Annotated in this window: 22 protein-coding genes and 3 pseudogenes; 15 read left to right on the top strand and 10 right to left on the bottom strand. The window is 59.3% G+C overall.

Annotation, left to right across the window (positions count from 1 at the left end; translation table 11 throughout):
- Positions 1-150: 150 nt before the first annotated feature.
- The 4 genes from repC to AADJ11_RS16705 all read right to left on the bottom strand — a co-directional run bounded on the left by repC (position 151) and on the right by AADJ11_RS16705 (position 4,730).
- The gene (gene repC / locus AADJ11_RS16720; protein ID WP_341235620.1) at positions 151-1,362 is read right to left on the bottom strand and encodes a plasmid replication protein RepC; all 1,212 of its coding nucleotides are present in this window, start codon (positions 1,360-1,362) and stop codon (positions 151-153) included.
- 212 nt (positions 1,363-1,574) lie between these two features.
- Positions 1,575-2,507, bottom strand: coding sequence for a plasmid partitioning protein RepB (repB, locus tag AADJ11_RS16715; protein WP_121169128.1), 933 nt, complete (start codon positions 2,505-2,507; stop codon positions 1,575-1,577).
- On the bottom strand, positions 2,491-3,684 hold the full coding sequence (gene repA, locus AADJ11_RS16710) for a plasmid partitioning protein RepA (RefSeq protein WP_121169129.1): 1,194 nt from the start codon (positions 3,682-3,684) through the stop codon (positions 2,491-2,493). Before repA ends, repB begins: the two co-directional genes overlap by 17 nt.
- A 143-nt stretch (positions 3,685-3,827) precedes the next feature.
- Positions 3,828-4,730 (bottom strand): recombinase family protein, encoded by a 903-nt coding sequence (locus AADJ11_RS16705; protein WP_341235587.1) that lies wholly within the window; start codon positions 4,728-4,730, stop codon positions 3,828-3,830.
- 33 nt (positions 4,731-4,763) lie between these two features.
- On the opposite strand from AADJ11_RS16705, the gene AADJ11_RS16700 reads away from it, so the two are divergent.
- The 3 genes and pseudogenes from AADJ11_RS16700 (at position 4,764) to AADJ11_RS16690 (ending at position 8,195) form a co-directional block, all read left to right on the top strand.
- On the top strand, positions 4,764-5,804 hold the full coding sequence (locus AADJ11_RS16700; protein ID WP_341235586.1) for an IS110 family transposase: 1,041 nt from the start codon (positions 4,764-4,766) through the stop codon (positions 5,802-5,804).
- A 424-nt stretch (positions 5,805-6,228) separates the two neighbouring features.
- Positions 6,229-6,855 (top strand): recombinase family protein, encoded by a 627-nt coding sequence (locus AADJ11_RS16695; RefSeq protein ID WP_341235585.1) that lies wholly within the window; start codon positions 6,229-6,231, stop codon positions 6,853-6,855.
- Positions 6,856-7,128: 273 nt separating this feature from the next.
- Positions 7,129-8,195: pseudogene (locus tag AADJ11_RS16690) on the top strand (helix-turn-helix domain-containing protein).
- A 229-nt stretch (positions 8,196-8,424) separates the two neighbouring features.
- Here the strand turns inward: AADJ11_RS16690 and AADJ11_RS16685 are convergent.
- Positions 8,425-8,574 (bottom strand): annotated as a pseudogene (locus AADJ11_RS16685) (FCD domain-containing protein); the annotation flags it as partial.
- 25 nt (positions 8,575-8,599) lie between these two features.
- On the opposite strand from AADJ11_RS16685, the pseudogene AADJ11_RS16680 reads away from it, so the two are divergent.
- Positions 8,600-8,971: pseudogene (locus AADJ11_RS16680) on the top strand (IS3 family transposase); the annotation flags it as partial.
- Between the two features lie 116 nt (positions 8,972-9,087).
- On the opposite strand, the gene AADJ11_RS16675 reads toward AADJ11_RS16680, so the two are convergent.
- From AADJ11_RS16675 to AADJ11_RS16655, 5 genes are all read right to left on the bottom strand, one after another.
- Positions 9,088-9,720, bottom strand: coding sequence for a glutathione S-transferase family protein (locus AADJ11_RS16675; RefSeq protein WP_027238702.1), 633 nt, complete (start codon positions 9,718-9,720; stop codon positions 9,088-9,090).
- A gap of 20 nt (positions 9,721-9,740) precedes the next feature.
- A complete protein-coding gene (locus tag AADJ11_RS16670; protein WP_027238703.1) occupies positions 9,741-10,637 on the bottom strand; it encodes an SDR family oxidoreductase in 897 nt (298 codons plus the stop codon).
- Between the two features lie 28 nt (positions 10,638-10,665).
- On the bottom strand, positions 10,666-11,163 hold the full coding sequence (locus tag AADJ11_RS16665; protein WP_036784088.1) for a luciferase family protein: 498 nt from the start codon (positions 11,161-11,163) through the stop codon (positions 10,666-10,668).
- Positions 11,164-11,171: 8 nt separating this feature from the next.
- Positions 11,172-11,987 carry a class III extradiol ring-cleavage dioxygenase gene (locus tag AADJ11_RS16660; protein ID WP_027238705.1) on the bottom strand — a complete coding sequence of 272 codons (816 nt, stop codon included), beginning with the start codon at positions 11,985-11,987 and terminating at the stop codon, positions 11,172-11,174.
- A 65-nt stretch (positions 11,988-12,052) separates the two neighbouring features.
- A complete protein-coding gene (locus tag AADJ11_RS16655; protein ID WP_027238706.1) occupies positions 12,053-12,460 on the bottom strand; it encodes a DoxX family protein in 408 nt (135 codons plus the stop codon).
- Between the two features lie 132 nt (positions 12,461-12,592).
- Between AADJ11_RS16655 and AADJ11_RS16650 the strand changes: the two genes are divergently transcribed.
- The 11 genes from AADJ11_RS16650 (at position 12,593) to AADJ11_RS16600 (ending at position 26,053) form a co-directional block, all read left to right on the top strand.
- The gene (locus tag AADJ11_RS16650; RefSeq protein WP_224556225.1) at positions 12,593-12,946 is read left to right on the top strand and encodes a helix-turn-helix domain-containing protein; all 354 of its coding nucleotides are present in this window, start codon (positions 12,593-12,595) and stop codon (positions 12,944-12,946) included.
- 237 nt (positions 12,947-13,183) lie between these two features.
- Positions 13,184-13,786: a TetR/AcrR family transcriptional regulator gene (locus tag AADJ11_RS16645; RefSeq protein WP_036784095.1), complete on the top strand. Its 603-nt coding sequence runs from the start codon at positions 13,184-13,186 to the stop codon at positions 13,784-13,786.
- Between the two features lie 72 nt (positions 13,787-13,858).
- Entirely contained in the window at positions 13,859-14,410 is a 552-nt protein-coding gene (locus AADJ11_RS16640) for a TetR/AcrR family transcriptional regulator (protein WP_036784097.1), read from the top strand.
- Positions 14,411-14,423: 13 nt separating this feature from the next.
- Positions 14,424-15,545 (top strand): efflux RND transporter periplasmic adaptor subunit, encoded by a 1,122-nt coding sequence (locus tag AADJ11_RS16635; protein ID WP_341235584.1) that lies wholly within the window; start codon positions 14,424-14,426, stop codon positions 15,543-15,545.
- A gap of 33 nt (positions 15,546-15,578) precedes the next feature.
- A complete protein-coding gene (locus AADJ11_RS16630) occupies positions 15,579-18,659 on the top strand; it encodes an efflux RND transporter permease subunit (protein WP_027238711.1) in 3,081 nt (1,026 codons plus the stop codon).
- Between the two features lie 411 nt (positions 18,660-19,070).
- Positions 19,071-20,282, top strand: a complete 1,212-nt coding sequence (locus AADJ11_RS16625) for a CoA transferase (RefSeq protein WP_101657225.1) — start codon at positions 19,071-19,073, stop codon at positions 20,280-20,282.
- Positions 20,279-21,445 carry an acyl-CoA dehydrogenase family protein gene (locus AADJ11_RS16620; protein ID WP_180957746.1) on the top strand — a complete coding sequence of 389 codons (1,167 nt, stop codon included), beginning with the start codon at positions 20,279-20,281 and terminating at the stop codon, positions 21,443-21,445. The genes AADJ11_RS16625 and AADJ11_RS16620 overlap by 4 nt, the downstream gene beginning before the upstream one ends.
- Positions 21,446-21,553: 108 nt before the next feature.
- The gene (locus tag AADJ11_RS16615) at positions 21,554-22,408 is read left to right on the top strand and encodes an SDR family oxidoreductase (RefSeq protein WP_027238714.1); all 855 of its coding nucleotides are present in this window, start codon (positions 21,554-21,556) and stop codon (positions 22,406-22,408) included.
- A gap of 38 nt (positions 22,409-22,446) precedes the next feature.
- Complete coding sequence (locus AADJ11_RS16610; protein WP_027238715.1) at positions 22,447-23,253, top strand: ABC transporter ATP-binding protein; 807 nt, start codon at positions 22,447-22,449, stop codon at positions 23,251-23,253.
- A complete protein-coding gene (locus AADJ11_RS16605) occupies positions 23,246-25,165 on the top strand; it encodes an AMP-binding protein (protein ID WP_027238716.1) in 1,920 nt (639 codons plus the stop codon). The genes AADJ11_RS16610 and AADJ11_RS16605 overlap by 8 nt, the downstream gene beginning before the upstream one ends.
- Complete coding sequence (locus AADJ11_RS16600) at positions 25,166-26,053, top strand: branched-chain amino acid ABC transporter permease (protein ID WP_027238717.1); 888 nt, start codon at positions 25,166-25,168, stop codon at positions 26,051-26,053.
- The last annotated feature ends 1 nt before the right edge of the window (position 26,054 follow it).

The following is a 26,054-nucleotide window of genomic DNA, read 5'->3' as shown; positions in this document are numbered from 1 at the left end:
GCGCCGGAAGCCACTCTCCCGATCTCACTTCCCGTCACCCTCAAACCAACACTCCTTTCCCTCTCGATGATCTGATGGTTGCCAAGAGGCGACTTAACAGCTGTTAAGTCAGGCCAACTGAGCACCGACGACGTCGAAACTTAACAGCTGTTAAGCCGCACTTCGCCGATCGATCAAAGCCATGACCATCGGACCGCAAGAGAATTCGCCCGCGGCGGCCTTGGACGTCAGCGCCCGCAAGTATCCACCCGGTGACCTGATTTCGGAAAAACGTTCCAGCATGGCCACGACGACGATCGAGGCTTGCTCTGGTCCCATGCAGCGCTGCGCTTCTTCCCAAGCCGAAACACTGATCCCCATGGCCGGCCGTACATGACACGCCGCGTCAAAAAGCTGGTGCCAATGTCGAACGTCGCCCTGATAAAAAGTCTTGAGCGAGGGGCAGCCGGCGATTACGAGGTGGAGTGGGATTTTCGGCACCCGCCTTGTGTCAGGCTCTTCACCGTCAGCCACAGGCTCACCCGTGTTATCTTCAGGCGCGCGGCCCGCCACCCCGCCTTTTTCTAAGGCAGGTTCAAGATCTATAGATTCTTTATTTGAATTATGATGGTGATGCTCAAATTGGGCATCATTGGTGTTCATTTCTTCTGTTTCAGGGCCGTCAATGACATTGCGCGCCTGGTCAAGAAGGGTCTCTAGTTCGGTCCGAAATGCCGACAAATCCTCAAGCGAAAGCTTGCGGCGAAGAGCGCGGGCTGTGAGGGCGGCCGTGTCGCTGAGATGGTCCCATAGGCCAAGCCCGGGCTGGATCTCCTCGCCGAACTCCGCCAGAGCGGCTAGGTCGCGGCGCATGAGGCTCACCACCTCCCTCAGTCGCCGCACGCGGTCCTCAGCCTCACGCACAGCCTCTGCGGCCCGTGCAATCTCCTCTGCCCGGCAATAGAGCGGGGAGAGATCGAAGCCGAAGGCCACGCGATCTTCGCCACGCTTGCGCACATACCGCTTCCCGTTGGGGCTATCGCGCCGCATGAGCAAGCCTGCGTCTACCAACCGGGCGAGGTGACGGCGCATCGTCGAGCAAGGCATGCCGTTCAGCCGCTCGCAGATCGCCTTGTTGGATGGGAAGACGACCATTTCGGTGTTCCCGCCAAGCGCATCGTCCGGAAAGAAGCTGAGAAGTCCCTGAAGAACAGTCAGATCGCGCTCGGAAACCCCAAAGGCTGCCTGCGCCTTGGACAGCTCGCGGAGGAGCTCCCACTTGTTGACGGGCTTGCCTGGAACAGACGCCTCAGGACGCTCGACCACGCGCAGATGGGCGTGCGAGATCGGCCGCATAAACGGCGAAATCGGTGTGTAATCCATGATGTCATTCACGAAGGCAAAATTTCCCTGGCCCGCGAATCGCTTTGCGCTTGCGGGAAAGGGGCCAGATCGCTACATTCAGAGGTGCGAAAACTGAAGTTTTGTAGCGGGCTGGTCCCGTGCGAAACCTAAGAAAGGTCTCGTGAAGCTTGCTTCTCGGGGCCTTTTCTTTTCTGCCTGTCTCGTGCCTCCTTTTTGATTGTTGCTCTTTCTCAGTCTTCCGAACGCTTCCAGCGCTCGTGAAGCTCGGCGATCAGCTGCGGGGCGTTGCCCTCAAGCCAGCTGACAAAATCGCTCTCCTCAGCCTTCAACTCGAGCTTGAGTTGCTTTCCACGACGTCCGGTCGTGACAGTGGCGGCACCGACCCCCGGAATCACCGTGCCGGGCCGCCCGCGAGGGCGAGACGAAGATGTGGTCTGTTCGGGCTTCCCTGCAGCAGAGAGGACGGCCAAAAATGCATGATCGGATTTCTCGTCAATACCGCCGTGGTAAGATGTCTTGGCCTCACCGGCCAAAGCTGCAAGCAGTTCGCGATCGGCATCCGTAGCCCCTAGCAACTTCTTGAGCTCTTCCCACCTGGGCCGCCCGATGCCCGGAGCGGCACCGATAGCGAGGACCAGATCCTCCCCAACGGTGCGGACCACGCTTAACAGCTGCGACACTCCTGCCTCGGTCAGATTGAGAACCTCGGCAACACCCTTGTTGGTGCGTTCGGATGCGCTCAAATGGTCACCGTCGAGCAAGGCGGCGGCAACAAGCGCACGTTCGATGAAGCTTAGATCCCGCCGCTCCTGGTTCTCTAACAGCTGATCGCGAAGCGCCTGATCGCCCTCCATCTCTGTGACAATGGCGCGGACCTTGATTCCAAGTTCTCTGCAAGCTTCCAGCCGACGACGGCCATAGATCAGGCTGTAGCGATCGCCCTCAAGCGGCCGGACGAGGATTGGTACTCGCTGTCCGTTCTTGGAAATCGACGCCTTGAGGCCTTCAGTCTCGATCTGCAGCCGGTCATCGAGGCGACCTGTGGTCTCGATTTGGTCAGGCTCAATTTCAAAGACGCCGCCGCGCAGCCTGCGCCCCTCAAGAGCGTCGGGCGCGTTGCGCAGTGTCTGCAGTGGCAGTCCCAGTTTAGGCTTTCTTGCCATTGCGTCCCCACGTGTTCTGGATGATCGCCGCGATCTCGTCGTTGACGGCGTTCATGGATTCGATTGCACGATCAAAAGTCTGACGCGTGAAGTCCTTCTTGTCGGCCTCATAGAGCGTCTGCTTCGTCAGCCCTGCATCAGAGATCGCAGTCGACTCGACCATGTGGTTGGTCAGGACTGACCTGCCGAAAAGACCCCGGATGAAGGCAATGACCTCAGTTTGCGGTGCGTCGCCCACCTTGTAGCGGGTTGGCAGGAAACGCAGCCAGTCAAAGCGAAGGTTTGCGCCGGCGTCCCGGATGACGCCAAGCAGATCAGCAGTCATGCGCAAAAACTGCGACATAGACATGAGATCGAGCATCTGTGGGTGAACGGTGACAAGCACCCCGGAGGACGCCGACAAGGCAGACATGGTCAGGAAACCAAGCTGCGGCGGACAGTCGATGACGACGACGTCATAGTCTGCTTCAACACTATCGAGCGCATCACGCACACGGGCAAAGAACGCGCGGGCGCCGCCTCGCTGGATGGCAGCCGGCGTCTCATGTTCGAATTCCATGAGCTCTAGGTTCCCGGGGATAAGGTCGAGGCCTCGGATGTAGGTTTTACGGATTACTTCCGAGATCGGGACCGGTTCATCATAGCGAACTGCGTCATACAGCGTTCCACCCTCCATCAGGTCCAGCTCAGGCTGGATGCCATGCAGCGCGGAAAAGGATGCTTGGGGGTCCAGATCGATCGCAAGGACACGATATCCCTTAAGAGCCAAGCGCTGCGCAAGGTGAGCTGATGTTGTCGTTTTCCCCGAGCCGCCTTTGAAGTTCACAACGGAGACAATCTGAAGCTCGTCACCGGCACGACGCCCCGGCACGTAGGTCCCAGGCTTCTTCGCGTTTGCCTCTAGGGCGTGGCGGATCTCCCAGATATCATCGAGTGTATACCGACGGTGGCTGCCCGCGGTGGTTTCGACGTCAGCGATCTTTCCTTCTCGATGAAGCTTGCGAAGGTAGGTATGATCGACACCAAGCAACTCTGCCGCCTCGCCGCTAGTCAGGCTGCGCATGACTTTCTTGGCGTCGGGAGGGAAGTGGGCCGCACGTTGCGCATGAAGGTTTGACGCGAGAAGCTCTGCGTAGTGCCCGATGGCAATGTCCAGGTCCTGCTCAGCTTCGCTCATCTCTGCCTCGATTCGTGGGCGCGTTTTTTATGTGACCGCGCGTTATTTATCGAGACTATTGCCCGAGCTATCAGATTCGTGCAAGCTCTTTCTAGATATGGTGTGGTTCAACCACACAGACACAAGCGCAGGCACTACTCAATTCAGTCAAGCAACCCAAGTTTCTCAGCGCGTTCCAGAAGCATTTTCACCGATGACGGCTGCCACTTGGACCTTCCGCGCGGTGTCCGCTCACGCATAGTCTCCAGCCGATCACAGATGGCCTGTAGGGTCATGTCGGGTTTGGCGCCCTTGATGCCTGCGACAATGGCGGGCAGGCGGTCGTCCGTTTCGCGGCGCCCGGCGCGGGCCAGCACCTCGACAGGCAGGAAGCCGTCGCGGACATAGGCCTTCACAGCGCGTTGCAGGCGGCTTTGGGTCCAGCTACGCGCTTCGGGCAAGGGGCCGTTGATGATGCGCAACACGTCCTCCCAAGCCAAGTCGGGGCGCAACCGGCGCACATGGGGCACCCAGTCTTGTGCCGTCTCGTTCAGGCGCTCCATGTAGCCGTCCTGTCGCGCCAGCCGCACTTTGCGAAGAGCGGCAGGGTCTTTGGCCCGCAGCCCAGGGTTCCCGCCAACGCGGCCCTTTGTGCGTGCGCTGGCAAGGCCGGCCTTGGTGCGTTCCCGGATCAGGGCGCGTTCGAACTCGGCCGCAGCCCCCAGCACTTGCAACGTGAACTTGCCCTGCGGCGATGCCGTGTCGATTGGGTCTTGAATGGAACGAAAGAAAGCACCCTTGGCTTCAAGCCGTTCGATCACCTCGAGGAGATGCGAAAGCGACCGCGCCAGCCGGTCGATCCGCACGACCACCAGCGTGTCGCCCTTGGCGACGCGTTCCAGCACGCGCGCCAACACCGGCCGCGCACGATTGCCGCCAGAGGCCTGCTCCTCATGGATCTCGGCGCAGCCTGCAGATTTCAGGGCCTGCGACTGGGGCAGGGGGGTTTGATCCTCGGTTGAAACATGACGTAATCGCGGGCGCGCAATTTCGGACGTTTGGTGCATTCTGCGATCCTGCAATTTTCACAGGAGGAAGTCATGACTGCATTTGCTGCCCTGGACGTATCAAAGAAGAGTACGTCGATACACATTGTCGATGAGAAGGGGGTTTGTCTTTGGCGGGGAAAGACGCTCACCGATCCGGATGTCCTTGCTGGAGCGCTTTCACCGTTCGCGGACGCCCTCTCATTGGTTGGGCTGGAAACCGGGTGCTGGACAACCTGGCTCTGGCATGAGTTGACGGATCGAGGGTTTCCAATGGTTTGTATGGATGCCCGTCAGGCGCATGCGGCGCTTTCGATTAGCATTAACAAGACGGACGCCAATGATGCACAAGGGCTCGCACATCTGCTGCGGACGGGTCTCTATCGGGAGGTCCGGGTCAAAAGCTGGGAGGACATGCAGAAACGGACACTGCTGCGTGCGCGCGCCACCATGTTGCGCTGTGTTCTGGACCTTGCCAATGCAATCCGAGGGGCGCTGCGCACCTTCGGTATCTCGCTTCCTGCAGGGTCTGGAAATGGCGGGGCAAAAACCTTCGAGCGACGAGTGGTCGACCATCTTGTCGAACGACCGGACCTGGATGTAATCGTCAGCCCGTTGCTCGAAGCCTGGCGAGCGGGCCGGGCACAGGTAGCGCGGCAGGAAAGCGCCATTCGCCGGATCGTGCGCAATGATCCACGCTGTCAGTTGCTGATGACGGTCCCCGGCGTCGGCTATCTGACAGCTGTAGGCTATGTTGGCGCCATCGGCGATCCCGCGACATTCAAGTCCGGGCGAACGGCTGCAGCCTGGATCGGATTGACCCCAAGACGCTACCAGTCCGGCGCCATGAACCAGCAAGGACGGATATCCAGGCAAGGTGACAAGCTGTTGCGAGCCTATCTCTACGAGGCAGCCGCCCATATACTGACCCGTGCGAAGACCGGCAGTGCGCTCCGTCGCTGGGGCCTGAAACTGCGCGAACGCATCGGGTTCAAGCGGGCGAATGTGGCTGTCGCGCGCAAGCTGGCGGTGATCCTGCACGCGATTTGGCGTAGCGGTCGTCCATTCGAAGCAGAAGGGTCTGTCCCGGCATGACCTGTCGCAACAAGAAAGGCCCCACGATGTAGGGGCCGCAAAGAGATCCGCTGCTGTGAAGCTGCGGGTGCGTCCACCGGGACGTGAGACATGAGGACCACCGCGATATGCGCGCGGCAACGGCTGACGCCGAATTGCGCTTGGAGACATAGCGGGGTCCGTCTCGAACCTCATGATGCGGCAGTGGTACGACTGACCGCGAAGACAACCCTGACGCCGGCCACGCACATCGCATTCGACACCAAGCAGCATTTCAGAGCAAGTATTCCGCCTTGCGATAAACACATGTTTGTCGTGATGTTCTCCCAGTTCAGGCCGGGGCATGGCATCTGCGACCAGCGCTTTATGACAACCCCATATAAATCAATTGCCGAAAACAATGTATCGAAATAGGTTTATCGTGATCTCTTCGAAGGATACTGCCGTGGGACTGATCGGCTACGCACGGATTTCGACCATAGAGGGCGCACAGGTGCTCGACCGACAGCTTGACGCCCTCAACGCTGCCGGATGCGAGCGGATATTCGAGGATCGTGCCTCCGGCGCGAAAGCCGAGCGCCCCGGTCTTTCGGCCTGTCTGGACTTTTTGCGCAAGGACGACGTGCTTGTCGTGCTTGATCTCGACCGGCTCGGGCGGCTTGCAGGCGAGCTGATCTCTCTCATCGACCAGTTGGCCACGCGGGGAGTCGCATTCCGGGCGCTGAATGCACCGATGGACACGACAACGCCTGCAGGGCGCGCTTTCCTGCAGATTCAGGCTGCTTTTGCTGAAATGGAGCGCAACATCATCCGCCAGAGGGTGAACGAAGGGCTGATCGCTGCCCGTGCCAGGGGCCGCAAGGGCGGGCGCCCCAGGATCATGACCGCTGACAAGCTGCGGTACGCCAAGCACCTCATGGCAGATCGAACCAGATCCATTCCGGAAATATGCAAGGAACTCGGAGAGATCAGGCCGTCAACGCTCTACCACTACCTGCATGCCGACGGGTCTCTGAAGTCGGCCGGGCGTGATCTGCTGGAAAATGCCGGGAAGGAAGAAAGAAGCACTTGACCGGAGAGCCTCGATTAGACAACGCGCGCGTAGCCTATCAAAGGCATCAAAACAGTCTTTTTGCAGTTTTATGTATCGCTACTAAACGACCGTTTGTAAACGAATGCAAGAGAGTGCTCTCTCGTCGTGCTGGTGCAGAACCCCTTGGTTTCCTTATCCTGAACGCGATCAGAGAGGTTCCTCCGGCAGTCGCCCGCGAATACTATGTAAAGAGCATGGGCAATGGCCACAAAATCTCTTGGGTAATGTGCATAAAGGTGGTATTTTGCACACATGACGCCGCAAGCATCTACTTTTAGTGATGATTTCGATGACCCTCTCATCATTACCGAGGGGATGAGGAGGCTCACGAAGAAGACCTCTGGTTTCTGCCCGGGCCGCTCGAAGAGGAACCGGATGATCTGCCTCCCGGGCCGCGGGCGGAACCGCCTGATACCGTAGTCATCGAAGATTGGGCAAAGGCAGAGGGTGCTCATACTGCGCGGCTGGCAAAGGTGGCTGGACGCCTGGGTGCTCTGGATGACCGGTTGCTGCGCGGCCCGGAGGGCTGGCGGCACAGACTGGCTCTAATAGAGGCGGCGGATCTCAGCTGGTTCGCAGGCGATCGTGTGAGCCCCGATCGGCTGGCGCTTTGGATATCCATGCGTTTGTCTGGAGTGCAGGATGACTCGGAAGCACTGGCCCGGGCCGGATGGGCCGTGCGACGCCTGACAAGTGGTCCGGAGCCAATGGTAGATTTGGCGTCCTTCCTGGATCGGCGTGATCCTGAGAAGTTCGAGGACAATGCCGAGCGCTTTGACGAGCGTGCAGGGAGCTGGCTGGACGTGATGACAGCAGCGGTTGACCTCCACCCGATCACGAGCGCTTGCATGGGGTTTCACCTCTGGAGTCTGGCTGGCCTCGGCCAATATGGAGACCGTATTGAGGCCGCTGTAACTGCTGGTAGGATCGCGGCCAGCGACGGCAATGGAGCCATCTTTGCGCCGCTGGCCATGGGCGGGGCAGGGGGGCTGCGGGCCTCGGGCGTGCCACCTGAACGCTTGGCCCGCTGGTTGGACGGGATGAACAGCGCGATACTAACGGCGATGCGGCATTTGGATTTGGTTGAGACTTGGACGGTTCAGGCAGAGGGCGAACTGGCGAAACTATCAGGCAAGACGCCTCCTGCTTTGCTAACTCTCTTCGCGGAATGGCCTCTGGTGTCCGCGCCGATGGCTGAGACTCAGATCGGTGCCAGTCGCGCGGCGATGCAACGAAACCTCGCGTGGATGGAAAAGAAAGGCTTGATCCGCGAGGTTACAGGGCAGGGGCGGTTCCGGATGTGGCGGATTGCAGCTTAGTATCTGCCGGGTGACGGCTCAAAAACGTATAAGCAAGCATATGTTAAGTTGGCTCTTGGCCAAGAGTGCGCATGACTCGGGCGCACCTGGGACGAATACTTCTCGGGCGAAAGCGGCGCGCCTAAGACCCGCAGCAAGAGTTAAGTCCGCTATCCGCGTCGGACCCGGGGTCATGCCAGCCAAGTTCGCAGAACGTCAGAAGGCCGCAAGCATGTGGACTAGGCCTTTTTCGATGTTCTTCCACGGCTTCTTGCCCACGGTATGTAAGAACCAACATCTGGTACCGCAGATATTTTTCGTAAAGAACTGCATGAAGCGACAACAGATTTTGTGACCCACAGGCCTGGATCAAGGACTTATGGAACTCCCAGTCATATCGGAATCAGGATCGGAGCGACCACGCCCTGCGCCAATGGCTGCGGGAACTGGCGAATAAACGTCGCCGGTTCGGATATCGTAGTTAGGGCATCCTTTTGGCCAGAGAGGGTTTTGAAGTGAACCATTAGAAGCTTTTCCGTCTCTATCGCGAGGAAGGGCTGGCCGTGCGCCGCAGGTGATCACGCAAACGCGCACTGGGTACGCGCAGGCCCATCCTAGTGCCGGATCGCGCCAATCAGCGTTGGTCGTTGGACTTCGTGTCCGATGCCTTTGCTAATGGCCAAAGGTTCCGTGTGTTGTGCATCGTGGATGACTGCACGCGCGAAGCCTTGGCGGCCACTGTGGTGGATCGCTCACTGTCAGGTGAGCGGATGATCCGCGAACTGGATGACCTGATCGGGAGGCTGGGTCAGTTGACTTTCTGACCCACGATCAGATCAAAGCGATGACAACGGCCGACCGTATCGTCAACCTCGGCACTCGTCAGGGGTATGTTACCCCCTGGATCACGACGTCAGCGGAAAAGCGCCCTTAGGGGTGCCACAGCCTCTTGCCAGCTGTCACGCGCTTCTAGCCGGTCGATCCAACTCGCAACTCCTGGGTACTGGTCCAGTAAAATCCCCGCTTGATCGCGATACATGAAGGTGGTCGCAAGATAGAAGTCGGCAAGGCTGAGTGCGCCTGCGATCCAGTCCTTGCCGTCGAGTCCGGTTTCCAGAACGGCAAGGAACTGATCTGTGGCTTTTCGTTCCGCTTCGACCACGGTCGGATCGGGATCGCCCATGCCGAATTTCTCTTTGAGAAACAGCTCAAAGGACAATTTCTGCATCGCCGGGCCAAGGTGGATCGCTTGCCACCAGGTCCATTGATCGACGAGGGACCGCGCCTTGCGGCCCTCAGGATAGAGGCCCGCCTCGGGCCGAAGCCCCGCCAGATAGGCACAAATTGCCCGGGATTCCCAAAGCACGAAATTCCCGTCCTCCAAAACGGGCACCTTTGCATTGGGATTGCGAGCGAGAAATTCCGCCGCGCGGTTGTCCCCGGCCCGGATGTCGACCTGGACGATTTCGAGGTCCACGCCCAGTTCGTGTGCCACCGCCCGCACACGCAGCGCATTGGGCGAGAAATTCGCGTTGTAGAGTTTCATGATTTTGTCCGCCTCTATAGTTACTGCGGCGCCCGAAGAAGCACCGCCCGGTTTTCGGTCAGGAAATCGGTAACCGACTGTCCGGACTTGCCGGTGAGCGTCTTGAGATCGTCGCTGGCCACATCAAGGTAGCCTTCGGCGATTGCCTGGTCGAAAGAGACGAAAACACGCGCCATGAACTCGGGCAGGCCATTTGCGATCATCGCCTGCACCATGTCTTCGGCCGGCATCGGAACGTAGGGGATGTCCTTGCCGGCGATGTCCGACAAAAGCGCCGCGATATCGGCCTGGCCGGTGGATTCGGGCCCGGTGATGTCCAGGACCTCGCGGTCGGTCGCATTCATCAGCGCGGCAGCGGCGGCGCGGGCGCAGTCGGCGCGCGTGACGTAACTCGCCCGTCCGTCCCCTGCCGCGGCAAAGAGCTGCCCCATGTCGATCGCCTGCGGTCCGCTCATAAGCAACAGATCCGTGTAAAGGTTGTTGCGAAGGATCGTGTAGCTGGCGCCGCTTTGCTCGATCAGCTTCTCGGTATTCTGATGATCCTTGCTGAAAGTGATGGGGCTTTCGGGTACCGGGCTGGCAAGCGAGGTATAGACGATGTGGGCGATACCCGCCTCGCGTGCGGCGGTGATCGCATTGGAATGAGCCGCGAGCCGTTTGCCCGGCTCCAGATCCTCGGTGGAGATGATCAGGATCCGCTTGCCGCCCGCGATGGCCGGACCCAGTGTTTCGGGCGCGTTGAAATCGCCTTGGCGAACATCCACCCCCTTGTCCCTGAACTCGGCGAGTTTGTCGGCGTTGCGCGTGACCGCGATGATCGGACCGGCGCCCGCCTCGATCAGTTGATCGATTACCTGGCGTCCAAGCTGGCCGGAGGCGCCTGTGACGATAAATGGTCCGTTCTGAAAGCTTGCCATGGGCGTATTCCTGTTCTTTGAGAGAGAGTCAGCCGTGGATGTGAACCTGCGCGGGGTTGGCCAGCTTGCCGCGGGCGAAGTCCCAGCTCGTTGTCAGGATTTTGATCATGACGTCGACCTCTGACCCATCGCGCGGCGCAAAGGCCATGACGGCATTTGCCGGGATGTGTCCGGCCGACGCCATCGGGTGCGGTTCGCCCCAGCCGTTGGCGATGAGTTCCTCGACCGCCGCCAGAGGCAGCATCATGTGCGACGAACCGTCATAGGAGGGATGCACATGGGCAAATTCGCGTCCGATCATGAAGGCTTCACGCGGGCCGCAGGCATGCGCCACCGGCAAGACCAGTGCTTCGGCGCCGGGCACCGAGATGCCCGACCGGCAGCGCTCGACGAAGGGCAGGGCGAAGGCCTTCTCCTTGAACAATGCGTGGATCTCTGCCGAGGAGGTCTGCGACACCTGCTCATGCGGGGCGCAATCGGTGGTGTCGGGGCGCGGGCCCTGCCGCGGGGGAAGTTCGAAGCTCATGGTTGGTCCTATCCAAATCTAAACGCGCTTTCGACCGCGCCCAACACGTCATCTTCGAGGGTCTTCTCCCCCCGATCCGCAAGCGCGGCCCCGGCCACGACGTGCAACGGGATCAGATGTTCCTCGCGCGGATTGGCGTCGCGGGCGCCGGGCGCCTGATCCCACTCGGCCAGCATGGCATGGCGCACTGCGGGGTCCTCATGGGTCACCGCACTCGTGAGCCATCGGTCAAAGTCTCCGCCGTTCACCGGGCGGTCCGGTCCGCCCCTCATCGCCCGCATCATCTTGCCCATGTTGTGATAGGTATTGCCGGATCCGATGATCAGCACCCCTTCGTCGCGCAAGGGCGCCAACGCGCGACCGACGGCAAGATGCGCCTCGGGGTCGAGATCGTCGCGCAGGCTCAATTGGACGGTGGGGATGTCGGCCTCAGGAAAAGCCACCTTTAGTGGAACGAATACCCCGTGATCGAAGCCACGCACAGCGTCGGCCCCGGTCTGGAACCCCGCGCCTTCCAGAAGTGCGCGTACGCGGGTCGCCAGCGCGGGCTCGCCCGGCGCGGGCCAGGTCAGCTGATAGGTATGCTGCGGAAATCCCTGATAGTCGAACAGCAGAGGCGGGGCGGGGTTGGTCTGCAAGGTAAAGACCCGCTCTTCCCAATGGCCCGAGATCACGAGGAGCGCCTTGGGCCTTGCCGGCAGGCTCGCAGGCAAGTCCTCAAGGAATTTGCGGTGCCGATCCCAGGCGTCAGGCGGGTTCCAGTCCATGAAGAAACAGGGGCCACCCCCATGGGGAACAAACACTGTCGGCTGCTTTTCAGTCATGTTGTCGTCCCTTTGTACCCCAAAGTCCGAGGCTATGGGCGGCGCCGTGGCAACTCCGCAGCAGATCAGGTTGGCGCTGCCGGAACTGCCGGTGCATAGGCCGACTTGACCGCACGCACGCGATTGGCGGTCAGCCACGAGATGATCAGGAATACCCAGGTCGCCAGCGCCGGCGGCCAACCCGGATCGCCTGCGCCCACATGCGCCCCGAAGGCGAGCACCAGATGCCAGAACATTGCCGCATAGGCCCAATCTGCCAGCACCGCCGAAGGGCGGCAGAGGATCACAACCGCACCGACGATCTTCAAAATTGCGAGTGGCCAGATGATGTATGTGGGATAGCCCAACACCTCGCGATACATGCCCGCGACCATGTCGTGGGATGAGATGTAGAAGGCCGCCGCACCCAGATAGACCAGCGCCACAAGGCCGGTCGCGATCCAGTAGACATATTTTGCCACGTTGTCACTCACTGCCGCTCTCCCGGTTTTCGGCGGGTTGTTAGGCTGCCGTTTTCCATATAGTATCATTAGGTGCCTTGCTTCATCAGTTAAAGTAGGCACTTAAAAGTAACTTACTTTCGTGGACTGCGAGGGCTATCCAAAATGAAAAGCGTCCAACCAGCTTCCTGCCCGATGGAGGCGCTGCTGCGTGTCATCACGGGACCTTGGACGATTTATATCCTTTGGGTTCTGTCCGAACAGGGTCCACAGCGTTTCGGCGCGACCAAACGGCTGGTGCCTGGAATTTCCACCCGGGTCCTGACTGAGAGGCTGAGAATGCTGGAACATGCCGGCGTGGTCTGGCGCGAGCAGGCCATGACCATCCCGCCCGCTGTCACATACGGGCTGACTGAACGCGGCGCGGAGCTGCGCGGTGTGCTGGACACCCTTGGATCCATTGCGCGCCGCTGGGAGGCAGAGGGTGCTTTCGACGGGACAGCACGCTCGGCGGAATGATAACGTCCGTCCTGTTCGCGGAGTAATCCCGCGCCAGAAAGCACCGCGAACGGAGCACGGCCCGAAGCTCATGACGGATTGAAAGCCGCGTTGGGTATGCCTGACAGGCGGCACTCACTCCGCACGATCCGCCCAGGTTTGCGACTTGCCGGCACGTAAAAATCAATCTACTGTACCGACTAGACGGTACAGTCAAGTTTGAAATCCCGCAATGCTGCACACGACAGGAAGAACGAGATGCGCGAGAGAAAAATGGCCGAGGTTTTGTTCGGCGCGCGCGAGGTCTTCTTCCGGTGCGGTTATGAAGGCGCCACCGTCGATGCCATTGCCGCCGAAGGGAAAGTGTCGAAGGCAACAATGTATTCGTATTACCCGACCAAGGAGCAGCTGTTTCTGAGCGTCGTGGAATCCGAATGCGGTCGGCTTGCGGAAGAGATCCTCCGACCCTTGTCCGCAGGTCCCGAGCCGCGCGCCCAGTTGGAAAAACTTGCCCTGCGCATGATCGATCTCGTTCTGGACGAAACCTACATCCGCCTTCTGCGGACGTGTATCGGTGCCACCGAGATGCTTCCCGAGGTCGGGGAGGTGTATTTTCGTGCCGGACCGAAACGGGCACGCGAACTCATCAGTAAAGTTCTGGAACGCCTTTCCCGGGAAGGCGCGCTTGAGATCGACAACCCCCCGCGTGTTGCGGATCACTTCATACATCTTTGCGTTTCTGGACTGTTGATGCCACGCCTGCTGGCCGTGCAAAGAACAGTCGAGCGGGACAAGCATGCGGCCGATGCAGTCACTGCATTCCTGCGACTCTACGGGAGCGGACATAGAGTAGAGCTCTGAACTGACCTTGCTTTCCGACAACGGGGCAGTGCTCCAAATCTCTCAATAAAATTGCCGAATGGACAGTGAATAATGACCATACAATCCAAAATGCAGGCAAAGAATGCGTCACCAAGGATCCTCGGCGCTGCGCGGGCAATTGCGCACAGAGAGGGCGCGGGAAAGATTACGATCGACGCCGTCGCGCGTGAGGCCGATCTCAGTAAAGGCGGGGTCTTATACAATTTTCCGACCAAGAGAGCGCTTCTTGCCGGGCTGCTTGATGAGATGCTCGCAGAACATCGCGAACGCCTGGCATCAGTCCCGGAAGATCGCAGATCCCGCACCCTGCGTGGGCACCTGGAAGCAATCGTGCAAGCCAGAGCCGTCGATGACGACCTCTCGATGGCGATTCTCGCGGCTGCCGCGTCAGATCCGCGGCTGCTCGATCCGCTACGGGCTGAACTGACCGGCGACCTTGAGCGTATCCTGTCCGACACACAAGACACTCCGGGTGCTATGGTTGTCGTCCTAGCGATCCAGGGACTTCGGTTCCAGAAACTTCTGGGCCTTCCCGACGGTGGCGCGGATCTCAGGGGACGCGTCATCGAGCAATTGAGGGCCATGATTAATGAACTCGAATAGAGAGACACGAAGTTTGAAGCGGATCGTTTTTGTTATTGCGGTAGCGGCCGTGTCGGCCGTTGCCGTCCCGTTTGTTTCGCCGTTCCTGACCGATGTGCTGGCCCAGACCGCGACGGACACCCTGGAGGCAGAAGTCGATACAAGGCCTGCAGCGAACGTGGAGCGACCAGTCACGGTCGAAGTGACCCGTGCGCTCAATCGCGTCGTAAGTCAGTCTCGCACCGTTGCAGGCCGCGTCGAACCTGCTCGAACGGTGGACCTTGCGTTTCAGATACCCGGGCAGATCATTCGCCTTGAGGTTGAGCCCGGCGACACGATTCGCGAGGGCGAGGTGATCGCGGAGCTCGACCAAATCGATTTCGAACTCGCCGTCGACCGGGCTCAGGCGTCCTACGACCTGGCGAATTCCGAACTTGCGCGCGCCTCGGACCTCGCCGATCGTGGCGTGGCGTCCGACGCGCGCCTCGACACGGCCCGCGCGCAGTTCGTCCAGGCAGAAGTCGCGCTCCGCGAGGCAGAGCGGCGCCTGTCCCAAACGAAAATCGTCGCGCCATTCGACGCGATTGTGGCGCGCACCTTCGTTGAAGAATACGTCAACGTCACGTCGGCCGCGCCTGTCGCGCGTCTACAGGATGTCAGCGAGATGCGGCTGGTGATCTCCCTGCCAGAGGAACTTGCGGCCATTGCCCGGTCGGCACCCGATGCCTTCGAGATCGTTGCAACTTTTCCGGCTGTTCCGGGTTACACCGCGCCTCTGGTGCTTCGCTCGTTTGCGACCGATGCCGACCGGACGGCGCAGACCTACGACGTGGAACTTGCGATCACGGGTGATATCGACTCGCGTCTTCTGCCCGGGATGACTGCGGATGTGCGCATCGCCATCGCCGCAGAAGCAGATCCCCCGCAATCAGTGATCGTTCCGGTTTCGGCGGTGGATACGACGAGCCGAACCGAACCGTCCATCTGGATCTACGAAGAAACGTCCGGCCAGGTCACGCGCAGGGCGGTCCGTCTGGGTCTTCCGATCGACAACGAGATTGTCGTTCTGGATGGCCTGAAGGGCAACGAATTGATTGTTTCCGGTGGCTGGTGGCGGCTCAGGGACAATCAGACCGTGACAGTTTCGGGGCTCTGATCCCGTTCTTTTTGACAGGACAAGAATAGAACCATGGCACTCAGCATCTCACGAGCGAGCATCGAGCGTCCTGTGGCGGTCTGGCTCACCATCATCTTTTGTCTCCTCGGCGGCTATTGGGGGCTGAACACGGTCGGTCGCCTTGAAGACCCGAGCTTCACGCTCAAAACGGCGCTCATCTTCGTACCGTATCCCGGCGCCACGGCTCTGGAGGTTGAAGAGGAGGTCGCCGACGTCGTCGAAAATGCGCTGCAGCAAATGAAGCAGCTCGACCGGGTGGAATCGAAGTCGATGCCGGGCATGGCGCAGATCACCGTCGAGATCGAGATGACCTATGGCCCGGACGAGATCCCGCAGGTTTGGGACGAAATGCGCCGCCGCATCAGCGACGTGGAGGGGGACCTTCCCGCAGGGGCGCTACCGCCCATCATCAATGACGATTTCGGCGACGTCTATGGCATGTTCTATGCGGTAACGACCGAAGGTCTGAGCCCATCGGAGCAGAGGGATTTGGCCACGACGCTCCGGCTCGGACTGGTCACTGTCGATGGCGTCGCCAAGGTCGAGGTTCAGGGCCTCTCCGAAGAGGTAATTACCATCTCGATCCCGTCTGCACGCCTCGAGATGCTGGGCCTTCCGCCGACCCAGATCCTGGGCATTCTCGCAGACGAAAACCAGGTGTTCACCAACGGCGAGATCACCGAGGGCCCTGCCCGGATCGGCCTATCGGTTCCGCCGGGCTATATTAGCCCCGAAGGGATAGAGGAGCTGCGGCTGGGCACGGCCGGAAATGTCGGCCAGATCGCTGTCAGCGACATCGCCAGCGTGACCCGCGAGGCGGCCGAACAGCCTAGCCAGATCATCCGGCAGAACGGCACGGCGGCATTTACCTTTGGCGTTTCCGCGTTGACGGACCAAAACGTGGTCGAAGTCGGTCAGGCGGTTTCAGCACGGCTTCAACGGCTCAAGTTGGGGCTTCCTGAAGGTGTCGAGATCATTCCGATCTACGAGCAGCATGTCGTGGTGGACGAATCCGTTTCAAGCTTTCTCGTCAGCCTCGGACAGTCGGTCGCGATCGTGGTCGGTGCGCTGATGCTGACCATGGGTTGGCGCGCAGGCCTCGTGGTGGGCGCGACCCTCGGGCTCACCGTTTTCTCTACACTGTTCTTCATGTCAGTGTTCGGGATACAGATGGAGCGGATCAGCCTGGGCGCCCTGATCATCGCGATGGGGATGCTGGTCGACAACGCCATCGTCATCACAGAAGGGATGGTGATCGGCATGGCGCGAGGAAAAAGCGCAGAAGACGCTGCTGCCGAGACCGAAAGCGCCACGTCAATCCCCTTGCTGGGGGCGACCGTTATCGGGATCATGGCGTTTTCCGGTATCGGGCTGTCGCCTGACGCCACGGGCGAGTTTCTGTTTTCGCTTTTCGCGGTGATCGCCATCTCGCTGCTAACAAGCTGGGTCCTGGCAGTCACGGTGACGCCGTATCTCGGCAAGCTGCTGCTCAAGACCCCCAAAAACATTTCGGATAATCCCTACAAGGGCGTGTTCTACGCGACATATCGCGGGATTTTGTGGATGGCGCTGCGCGTCCGCATCCCGGTTGTTCTGACGATCATTGGCATCACCGTTTGGTCCGTTATGGCTTTCGGACAGGTCAAGCAGGCCTTCTTCCCCGCCTCGAACACGCCGATTTTCTACGTTGAGTTCCAGATGCCGCAGGGAACCGATATCAACACGACCGACGAAGAGATGCAGCGGCTCGAGCGGATTCTCATGGATGAGGATGCCGTAACCGGGGTAACGGCCCTCGTCGGGCGCGGGGCAAGCCGATTCATGCTGACATACAACCCCGAGCAGGCGGATGCCAGCTATGGCCAACTCATCGTCCGGGTTGCGGACGCCGCGACGATCGCGACGATCGCGAGCAGACTTAACCAGGACTTGCCCGCCGAATTCCCCCACGCTCTGATCCGTGTCGAAGAGATCGTGTTCGGACCGCCCTCCGGTGCCGATGTTGCAGTTCGTTTTTCGGGACCCGATCCGGTCATCCTGCGCCAGCTCGCGGATGATGCGATGAGGATTTACGAGGAGGCAGGAACCATCACCAATCCGCGCACCAATTGGCGGCAGCGTGAGATCCTCGTCGAACCCATCGTCGATGAGGCACGAATGCGGCTGGCTGGCGCAACGCGTGGAGCGATCGCGGATACCATCCGCTATGGAACGTCCGGACTGCGCGTTGGCGACCTACGCGAGGACGACGTGTTGATTCCAATCCATCTCCGGCTTCCCGAGAGCGAACGCGACGGAGTTGACCGCCTTCGTGACCTATCGGTGTGGTCCGATGGGGCAGGGTCCTATGTACCCATGGCCAACCTTGTCGAAAGGTTCGACCCCCGTCTTGTCGAGGCACTCATTCACCGGCGCGACCGGGAGCGGACGATCACCGCTCTCGGCGGTGCCCGCAGCGATCTCACCGCGGATGAGGCCTTCCGAAGCGTCCGCACCGAGATCGAATCCATCCCGCTTCCCGACGGTTATGCAATGGAATGGGGTGGCGAATTCGAAAGTGCGCAGATGGCTCAGGAGTCGCTTGGCAAGCAGCTTCCCCTAGGCTTCCTGGTCATGTTGACGATTTCGATTTTGATGTTCAACAAAGTCCGCCAACCGCTGATCCTGTGGCTCGTGGTGCCAATGTCCGTGACGGGCATGGTCCTGGGGTTGCTGTTCACCGGTCTGCCCTTCACATTTACGGCCCTGCTCGGCTTCCTGTCGCTTTCGGGAATGTTGATGAAGAACGCAATCGTTCTCATCGAAGAGATCGACTTTCTACGTGCACAGGGTGTGCCCGATTACAAGGCGGTGATCGACGGCTCAGTCAGCCGTCTTCGCCCTGTGGTGCTCGCCGCCGGCACGACGATCTTTGGCATGATTCCGCTTCTGCCCGATGCGTTTTTTGCCTCGATGGCGGTGACGATCATGGGCGGCCTCGCCTTTGCTTCGGTCCTGACGCTCGTCGCGGTTCCGGTGCTCTATGCGCTTCTGTTCCGGATACGGCCACCGAAACGGGACGCACAGTCGGACGGCCTAGCGGCGACCGCCTGACGCAACGATCCTCCCCAAAAATAGGATTTCGAGCCAATTTGAGGATAGCGGGATGGCCCAGAAAAAACAAAACCGGAGAGAATCGTCGCGAAGCTCCGGGAGTCCGACGATCCCAGGGCGGCTCGTGCGGAGTTTCGAAGTAGAGTCCATGGTCCAAACGGCGCAATTCAATAGCGCTCGTTGGATAACTGAAGCGTTTCGACTTTAGATTGATACATGGCTTATCGTTTCTCGCACTCAACCGAAGGGAGCAGAAAGAGACCAAATTATTCAATCTTAGATCGAAGCGCTGTAGCGTACTATTTTGCACTCTGCGGCATCAGACCCCCATTTCGCAATCTCAAGTCTTGAGGTTTGCCGTCCACGAGGCTACTATTCTAACAAATGTTAGATTACTGGCGGCGAGAACGAATGCCTGGACCCCTTGATCACCTGAAAATCATCGAACTTGGCCACGTAATTGCCGGACCTTTTTCGGCAGCCTTGCTCTCGGATTTCGGTGCAGATGTCATCAAGATCGAGGCACCCAACCGAACGGATATGATGCGCGACCTCGGGCCCAAGGCAGAGGATGGAGCGGGCGTTTGGTGGAAGACGCTGGGCCGCAACAAGAAGATTCTGAGCCTAGACTGGAAGTCCGGCGAAGGCCGGGACATCCTGCGCAAATTGGTTGAAGGTGCCGATGTTCTTATCGAAAATTTCCGGCCGGGCGTGCTTGAACGTGCTGGTATCGGGCCGGAAACCCTTCATGAGTGGAACCCAGATCTGATTGTTCTGCGCGTTTCGGGTTACGGACAGGAAGGTCCGATGCGGGACGTACCTGCGTTTGGTCGTGCGGCAGAAGCCATGAGTGGTTTAGCACATCTGACCGGTTTCCCTGACGGGCCGCCGATGCACCCCGGATTTCCGGCGGCCGACAGCACGACAGGCCTGATGGGCGCATTGGGAATCATGATTGCGCTGTTTGCCCGCGAAAAGGGGATAGTACGGGGTCAGGTTGTCGATCTTGCGGTGTTCGAAGCGCTGCTTCGATTGATGGACTATCCTGTTCCCGCAATGACAGGTGCGAACCATTCACCGCGGCGCAACGGGCTGCGCCAGCCGATGGACTTTGCGCCGGGGGGCATGTTCCGCACGTCCGATGGGGTTTGGCTGACCGTCTCGGCAGGTAGCGCGGAAACTGCGCAACGCCTGTTGCGCGCGGTCGGAGGGGACTCTTTGGCCGATGACCCGCGGTTCGAGACACTCGGCGAGATGTCGCAGCACATGGCGGTGGTCTTTGACGCGATCAATGATTTCGTCACGCAGCACACCGCTGAAGAAGTTGCGGCTGTATTCGCACGACATGATGCGGTTGCCTCTCGGGTGTTGAGCGTCGAGGAGATCACGACCAATGAGCAGATACGCCATCGCGGGGACATCGTATCGGTCGAGGGCGAGCAGACCCAGGTCATCGGTCCGATCCCGCATCTAAGCGCGACGCCCGGTGAACTTCGCTGGCTGGGACGACCGCCCGGCGCAGACAGCCGAAGTATTCTAAGCGATCTTGGTTTTGACGATGAGCAAATCTCTGCCCTTTGTGAGGCAGGACTCGTGAGACTGGAAGGCAAGGGGACGCCATGACATTTAGAATGACCACCGACCAACAGGAAATCCGCGACCAGATTCTGCGGATTTGTGCACAATTCGACGATGACTACTGGCTGGACCGGGATCGCAACGGTGGTTTTCCCCATGATTTGCACAGGGCAATGGCCGATGGCGGCTGGCTTGGCATCGCCATGCCTGAAGCGGTCGGCGGCGCCGGCCTGGGGATCACTGAAGCGACGATCATGATGCAGGCGATTGCTGAGTCAGGGGCTGGCGCGAGCGGGGCCTCGGCCATCCACATGAACATTTTCGGGCTCAACCCGGTGGTGAAGTTCGGGACCGATGAACAGCGCGCGCGCATGCTGAGCCCCCTGATCGCAGGTGATGAAAAGGCTTGTTTCGGCGTCACCGAACCGACGACGGGGCTGGATACCACAAAGCTGAAGACCATGGCGGTGCGACAGGGAGACAGGTATGTCGTGCATGGTCAGAAGGTCTGGATTTCGACCGCGCAGGTTGCCCACAAGATGCTGCTTCTGGCCAGAACAACGCGGCTTGAGGATGTGACTAACCCGACCGAAGGGCTGAGCCTGTTCTATACCGATCTCAACCGTAATTTCGTTGATGTGCGAGAGATCGAAAAGATGGGGCGCAAGGCTGTCGATTCGAACGAGGTCTTCATCGACGGGTTGCCGATACCTGCCGAAGACCTGATCGGAGAAGAGGGCAAAGGGTTTCGGCAAATTCTGCATGGGCTGAATCCAGAACGCATCCTTGTGGCGGGCGAATGCATCGGCATCGCACGCAACGCTCTGACCCGCGCGGCGCAATATGCCAATGAACGAGTGGTTTTCGACCGGCCCATCGGTCAGAATCAGGGCGTTCAGCATCCGCTCGCTCAGGCTTGGGCGCGGGTGGAATCGGCCAATCTCATGGTGATGCACGCCGCCGCCCTTTACGATGCGGGGGAGCCCTGCGGCATCGAGGCGAACGCAGCCAAGCTATTGGCCGCCGACGCCGCGGTTGAGGCGACCGAGGCCGCACAGATCACCTTTGGCGGATTCGGTTACGCAAAGGAATATCACGTGGAGCGTCTGGTCAGAGAAGCGCTCTTGTTCCGCATTGTACCTGTGACGCCGCAGATGTTGTTATCATTCATTGCTGAAAAAGCGCTAGGACTTCCAAAGTCTTACTGACCGCGAGACACGGATTGGGATAGCGCGTATTCCCTACTTGATTATTTTTCTAACGTCCGTTAGATTATCAGACAAAGCCCCGCAATAGGGGAAAAGGGAGGAGGCGTCATGAGTGAGACGCAGTTCGGGTCTTCGCGAGAAGACCTGTCAAAACGCACAACCGTTTACGCACATGATTTGTTCGCGGGCAAAACCGTCGTTGTAACCGGCGCAGGCGGAGGTTTGGGGCTGGCGATTGCGGCTCTGTTCGCCAGGCTGGGCGCCAATCTGGCGATCAATGGACGCAACGAGGAAAAGCTGGCCTCGGCCAAAGAGTACCTCGAGAGTTTTGGGGGCAGAGTTTTCGCCGTGCCCATGACCATCCGTGACCCTGAACAGGTCGAGGATTTTGTCGCTAAGACGAATCAGGAATTCGGCTCCATAGACGTTCTGGTGAACAATGCGGGGGGGCAGTTTCCACAGGCTGCGCTGGATTTTTCCCCGAAAGGCTGGACCGCCGTCATTGACACCAACCTCAACGGAACCTGGTGGATGATGCAATCCACGACGCGCCACTGGGTTGAGAACAAGCAACCGGGTTCCATCGTAAATATCGTGGCGGATATCTGGCGCGGGATGCCTGGCATCGCTCATACCTGTGCAGCTCGGGCGGGGGTGATTTACCTGTCCAAATCGGTGGCGGTGGAGTGGGCGCCGCATGATATCCGCGTGAACTGCGTGGCACCGGGTTGCTGCGAAAGCAACGGTTTCGGGAACTACCCTCCAGAGGGTGCCGCAACTTTCCAGGATTCCAATCCGATGCGGCACGCCGGGGACGAATGGGATGTCGCTGAAGGTGTTGTCTATATGGCGGCCAACTCAGGAAAGTTTGTTACCGGTGAAGTTCTGAACATCGACGGTGGGCAGCAATTGTGGGGGGACCCATGGCCAACGGGTCGACCGGACCATTTCCTGATTTCCTGATGAAAGCCATGAACCTTAATGGGGACAATAAGATCCAGATGACAACGAAGAATAAAATAGCAGTTGGTACCGATGGCGGGGCGCTTCTGGAGTGCAACGGGGTCGAACGACGGTTTGGCGGCATCGTTGCTGTCACCGGAGTTGATCTCGTCATTCGGCAAGGTGAAATCTTTGGGCTTGTCGGACCGAATGGTAGCGGCAAGACAACGCTAACGAACGCAATTACCGGGTTTTATCCGCCAAACGTAGGCACTGTCCGGCTGGCGGGAAAAGACATCACGGGCACAGCGCCTCATAAGGTTGCCAAGCTCGGGGTTGCGCGGACGTTCCAGAATCTTGCCCTTTTCAACGGGATGAGCGTTCTGGACAACATCCTGCTCGGGCGGCACATCCACATGAAACCGGGCGTCTTACGCACGGCGCTTTATTGGTGGGCGGCGCGGCATGAAGAGATCGAGAACCGTAAGATCGTCGAGGAGGTGATCGAGTTTCTACAGCTTGAAAGCATCCGACATGAGTTGGTCGATGGTCTTCCGATCGGGCTGAAAAAACGGGTCGAACTTGCGCGGGCATTGGTGGCCGAGCCGCAAATGTTGATACTCGATGAGCCGATGGCAGGCATGAATCAGGAAGAGAAGGGGTATATGTCCCGCTTCATTCTGGATGCCCGTGCCGAACGCGGCGTCAGCGTTCTGCTGATCGAGCATCATATGGATGTCATCACCGGCATCTGTGATCGGATGCTGGCGCTTAATTATGGCGAAATGATCGCCAGCGGCATCCCGAAGGACGTTGTAAAAGACCCGCGGGTCATCGAGGCATATATCGGAGGGTCGCATGACTGATTTGACGCAAAAACAGTCTTCGGGCGGCGATACGATTGGTGCACTGCTGGCGCAAAACGCGTCGCGCCACGGAAAGGATATCGCGCTTCGCGAAAAGGAACGCGGGATCTGGAAAGAAACCACTTGGGCGGAATACGCCGAAGAGGTGCTTGCCTGCGCGGCCGGACTTGAAAAAATCGGCGTAAAGCCGGGCAAGGCAGTACTTATTCTGGGCGATAACCGTGCACGGTTGTACGGCGGCATGCTGGCTGTTTCGTTGCTGGGCGCCTATGCAATGCCTGCCTATCCGGGCGCGACAATCGAAGAACTTCGGCACTTTCTTGGCGAAGTCGAAATCGTCGCGGCCATCGCCGAAGATCAGGAGCAGGTAGACAAGATCCTGGAACTGAAGGACGCGGGCGCCGAGGGTATCGACCACATCATTTATGATGAAGCGCGAGGCCTCGGATTCTATGAGGTTGAAGGGCTGATGTCCTGGGATCACCTGATCGAAGTCGGTCAGCACGATCTTAATGAAACCCCGGGCTTGCGCGAAGATCTCTTTGGTCGGGCAAAGCCCGGCGATCCGGCCATTTTCATGCATTCGTCAGGGACCACGGGAAAACCGAAAGGTATCGTTCTGAGTCAAAAGAACGTTCTTGCTGCGGCCAGGAACGGGCATGCAGCGGGTGCATTCGACGACAATGAGGAAATCCTCGCCTATCTGCCGATGGCCTGGGTGGGCGACTTCGCCATTACCGTCGCGGCGGCGCTGCTCTGCCGGTTCACCGTGAACGTGCCTGAACGTCAGGAAACCGTCGTTCGCGACATGCGCGAAATCGCTCCGACATTCTATCTGGCGGCGCCGAGAAGCTGGGACCAGATGCTGACGACGATCCAAGTGGGTATCGAGAACTCGACCCCGGTCAAAAAATGGCTGTACCATTTCTTCATGGACCGGGCGATTGCCGCCGAGACACGCAAGCTGAATGGCATTAGCGGCGGTGCACTAGAGCCTTTGGGCCGACTTTTGGGCGAGGCGATCGTTTTTGGTCCGATCAAGGACCAGTTCGGGATGAGTCGTCTGAAGAACGCGTTCACTGGCGGCGAAGCAATCGGCGAAGACACGTTTGTTTTCTACCGAGCCCTGGGAATCAAATTGCGCCAACTCTACGGCCAGACCGAAAATAGCGCGATCAATGCGATTCAGTCTCCGGGCGAGGTGCGCCTCCATACCGTTGGCAAACCCGCGCCTGGCGTCGAGGTGAAAATTGCCGAAGACGGAGAGATCCTGGTGCGTTCGGACAGCGTGTTTGAGGGGTACTTCAACAAACCCGAAGCGACCGCCGAAGCGCTTGAGGACGGGTGGCTGCATACCGGCGATGCCGGTTATCTGGAGAATGACGGACACCTGGTTGTTCTGGGCCGTGTCTCCGAGGTCATGCATACAGCCGGAGGCGAGCGTTATGTGCCAAACTACATTGAGAACCGGTTGAAGTTCAGCCCCTATATCAAGGATGCGGCTGTTATCGGTGCCGGCCTGGATGAATTGACCGCCATGGTCTGCGTGGATTTCGAGGCAGTGGGACACTGGGCCGAAGTGAACGGCGTGCCTTATGTGTCCTATTCCGATTTGTCGCAACGTGACGAGGTCGCGGCGCTGCTGCACGGGGCATTCGAACGGGTAAATAAGGCCGTCACAGAGCCGTTGCGCCTGCAACGCTTTGTCAGCCTGCCGAAGGAATTCGACCCGGACGATGGTGAGATCACGCGGACCCGAAAACTGCGACGCAAGGTTGTACAGGAACGCTATGCCGACGTGATCGCGGCGCTCTACGACGGTTCAAAAGATGTCCACGTAAGCGCGCAGGTGACTTACGAGACAGGGGAAATAGGGAAGGTCGAAAGAAGCCTTCCCATCAGGGAGGTATAAATGGATTGGGTCTTTCTATCTGAACTTGCGATCAATGGAGCCTTGACGGGTCTCTTGTATTCGCTCTTCGCTATCGGCCTCGTGCTGATCTACAAAGCGTCCTCGGTGCCCAATCTGTCGCAGGGTGGGCTGACAATGGTCGGGGCCTATGTGGTTCTTGCCCTTTCACATGACGCGGGTCTGCCGCTGTGGCTGGCCATTCCGCTTGCTGCGGTGATCATGTTCGGCCTGGGATTTGGCATTGAGCGTGTTGCCCTGCGCCGTCTCGCGGGCCGTCCGGTCGTCATGATCCTGATGCTGACACTTGGCCTGGACATCTTCCTGCGGGGGACAACACTTGCAATCTGGGGTGGGACATCCCGTTCGGTTGATTTGGGGGTCAGCTATGAACCGCTGTTCCTGGGCGACATCTTCGTCAGCCGCATCCATCTTGTCGGTGCCGGTGTTGCGCTCGCACTCTTTGTCGCCTTCATGCTGTTCTTCCGAACCCGGACCGGGATCAAGTTGCGGGCGATCGCGGATGATTACATGGCTTCGTGGTCGGTCGGCATTTCGGTTGAGCGCGGCGTAGGGTTGTCCTGGGCACTGGCATCAGTTGTTGCCGTCGCCGCAGGCGTCATCTGGGGCGAGATTCAGGGTGTCGATCAGGCGCTGTCGCTGTTGCTTCTGAAGGGTCTGACGGTGGCCGTTCTTGGTGGACTCGACAGTATCCTCGGCGCAGTGATCGCGGGCATCATTCTGGGCGTCGTCGAAAACGTTGGTGCCGATCTTCTGGATCCGCTTGTCGGAGGCGGAAGCCGCGAGCTTATCGTCGCCGCCGTGCTCATTCTTACGGTCATGATCCGTCCGCACGGGCTGTTCGGCCGTCACGACATCGAAAGGGTCTAAG

Origin of the sequence: uncultured Sulfitobacter sp. (assembly GCF_964021855.1) — a bacterium.
Lineage (GTDB): Bacteria > Pseudomonadota > Alphaproteobacteria > Rhodobacterales > Rhodobacteraceae > Sulfitobacter.
This window is presented reverse-complemented; position numbering and strand designations above follow the sequence as displayed.

What these genes read in the sequence shown, in the direction of transcription:
- repC (WP_341235620.1), bottom strand. Translation starts at nt 1,362, where the DNA reads ATGGATTACACACCGATTTCGCCGTTTATGCGGCCGATCTCGCACGCC.
- repB (WP_121169128.1), bottom strand. Translation starts at nt 2,507, where the DNA reads ATGGCAAGAAAGCCTAAACTGGGACTGCCACTGCAGACACTGCGCAAC.
- repA (WP_121169129.1), bottom strand. Translation starts at nt 3,684, where the DNA reads ATGAGCGAAGCTGAGCAGGACCTGGACATTGCCATCGGGCACTACGCA.
- AADJ11_RS16705 (WP_341235587.1), bottom strand. Translation starts at nt 4,730, where the DNA reads ATGCACCAAACGTCCGAAATTGCGCGCCCGCGATTACGTCATGTTTCA.
- AADJ11_RS16700 (WP_341235586.1), top strand. Translation starts at nt 4,764, where the DNA reads ATGACTGCATTTGCTGCCCTGGACGTATCAAAGAAGAGTACGTCGATA.
- AADJ11_RS16675 (WP_027238702.1), bottom strand. Translation starts at nt 9,720, where the DNA reads ATGAAACTCTACAACGCGAATTTCTCGCCCAATGCGCTGCGTGTGCGG.
- AADJ11_RS16670 (WP_027238703.1), bottom strand. Translation starts at nt 10,637, where the DNA reads ATGGCAAGCTTTCAGAACGGACCATTTATCGTCACAGGCGCCTCCGGC.
- AADJ11_RS16665 (WP_036784088.1), bottom strand. Translation starts at nt 11,163, where the DNA reads ATGAGCTTCGAACTTCCCCCGCGGCAGGGCCCGCGCCCCGACACCACC.
- AADJ11_RS16660 (WP_027238705.1), bottom strand. Translation starts at nt 11,987, where the DNA reads ATGACTGAAAAGCAGCCGACAGTGTTTGTTCCCCATGGGGGTGGCCCC.
- AADJ11_RS16650 (WP_224556225.1), top strand. Translation starts at nt 12,593, where the DNA reads ATGAAAAGCGTCCAACCAGCTTCCTGCCCGATGGAGGCGCTGCTGCGT.
- AADJ11_RS16645 (WP_036784095.1), top strand. Translation starts at nt 13,184, where the DNA reads ATGCGCGAGAGAAAAATGGCCGAGGTTTTGTTCGGCGCGCGCGAGGTC.
- AADJ11_RS16640 (WP_036784097.1), top strand. Translation starts at nt 13,859, where the DNA reads ATGACCATACAATCCAAAATGCAGGCAAAGAATGCGTCACCAAGGATC.
- AADJ11_RS16630 (WP_027238711.1), top strand. Translation starts at nt 15,579, where the DNA reads ATGGCACTCAGCATCTCACGAGCGAGCATCGAGCGTCCTGTGGCGGTC.
- AADJ11_RS16625 (WP_101657225.1), top strand. Translation starts at nt 19,071, where the DNA reads ATGCCTGGACCCCTTGATCACCTGAAAATCATCGAACTTGGCCACGTA.
- AADJ11_RS16620 (WP_180957746.1), top strand. Translation starts at nt 20,279, where the DNA reads ATGACATTTAGAATGACCACCGACCAACAGGAAATCCGCGACCAGATT.
- AADJ11_RS16615 (WP_027238714.1), top strand. Translation starts at nt 21,554, where the DNA reads ATGAGTGAGACGCAGTTCGGGTCTTCGCGAGAAGACCTGTCAAAACGC.
- AADJ11_RS16610 (WP_027238715.1), top strand. Translation starts at nt 22,447, where the DNA reads ATGACAACGAAGAATAAAATAGCAGTTGGTACCGATGGCGGGGCGCTT.
- AADJ11_RS16605 (WP_027238716.1), top strand. Translation starts at nt 23,246, where the DNA reads ATGACTGATTTGACGCAAAAACAGTCTTCGGGCGGCGATACGATTGGT.
- AADJ11_RS16600 (WP_027238717.1), top strand. Translation starts at nt 25,166, where the DNA reads ATGGATTGGGTCTTTCTATCTGAACTTGCGATCAATGGAGCCTTGACG.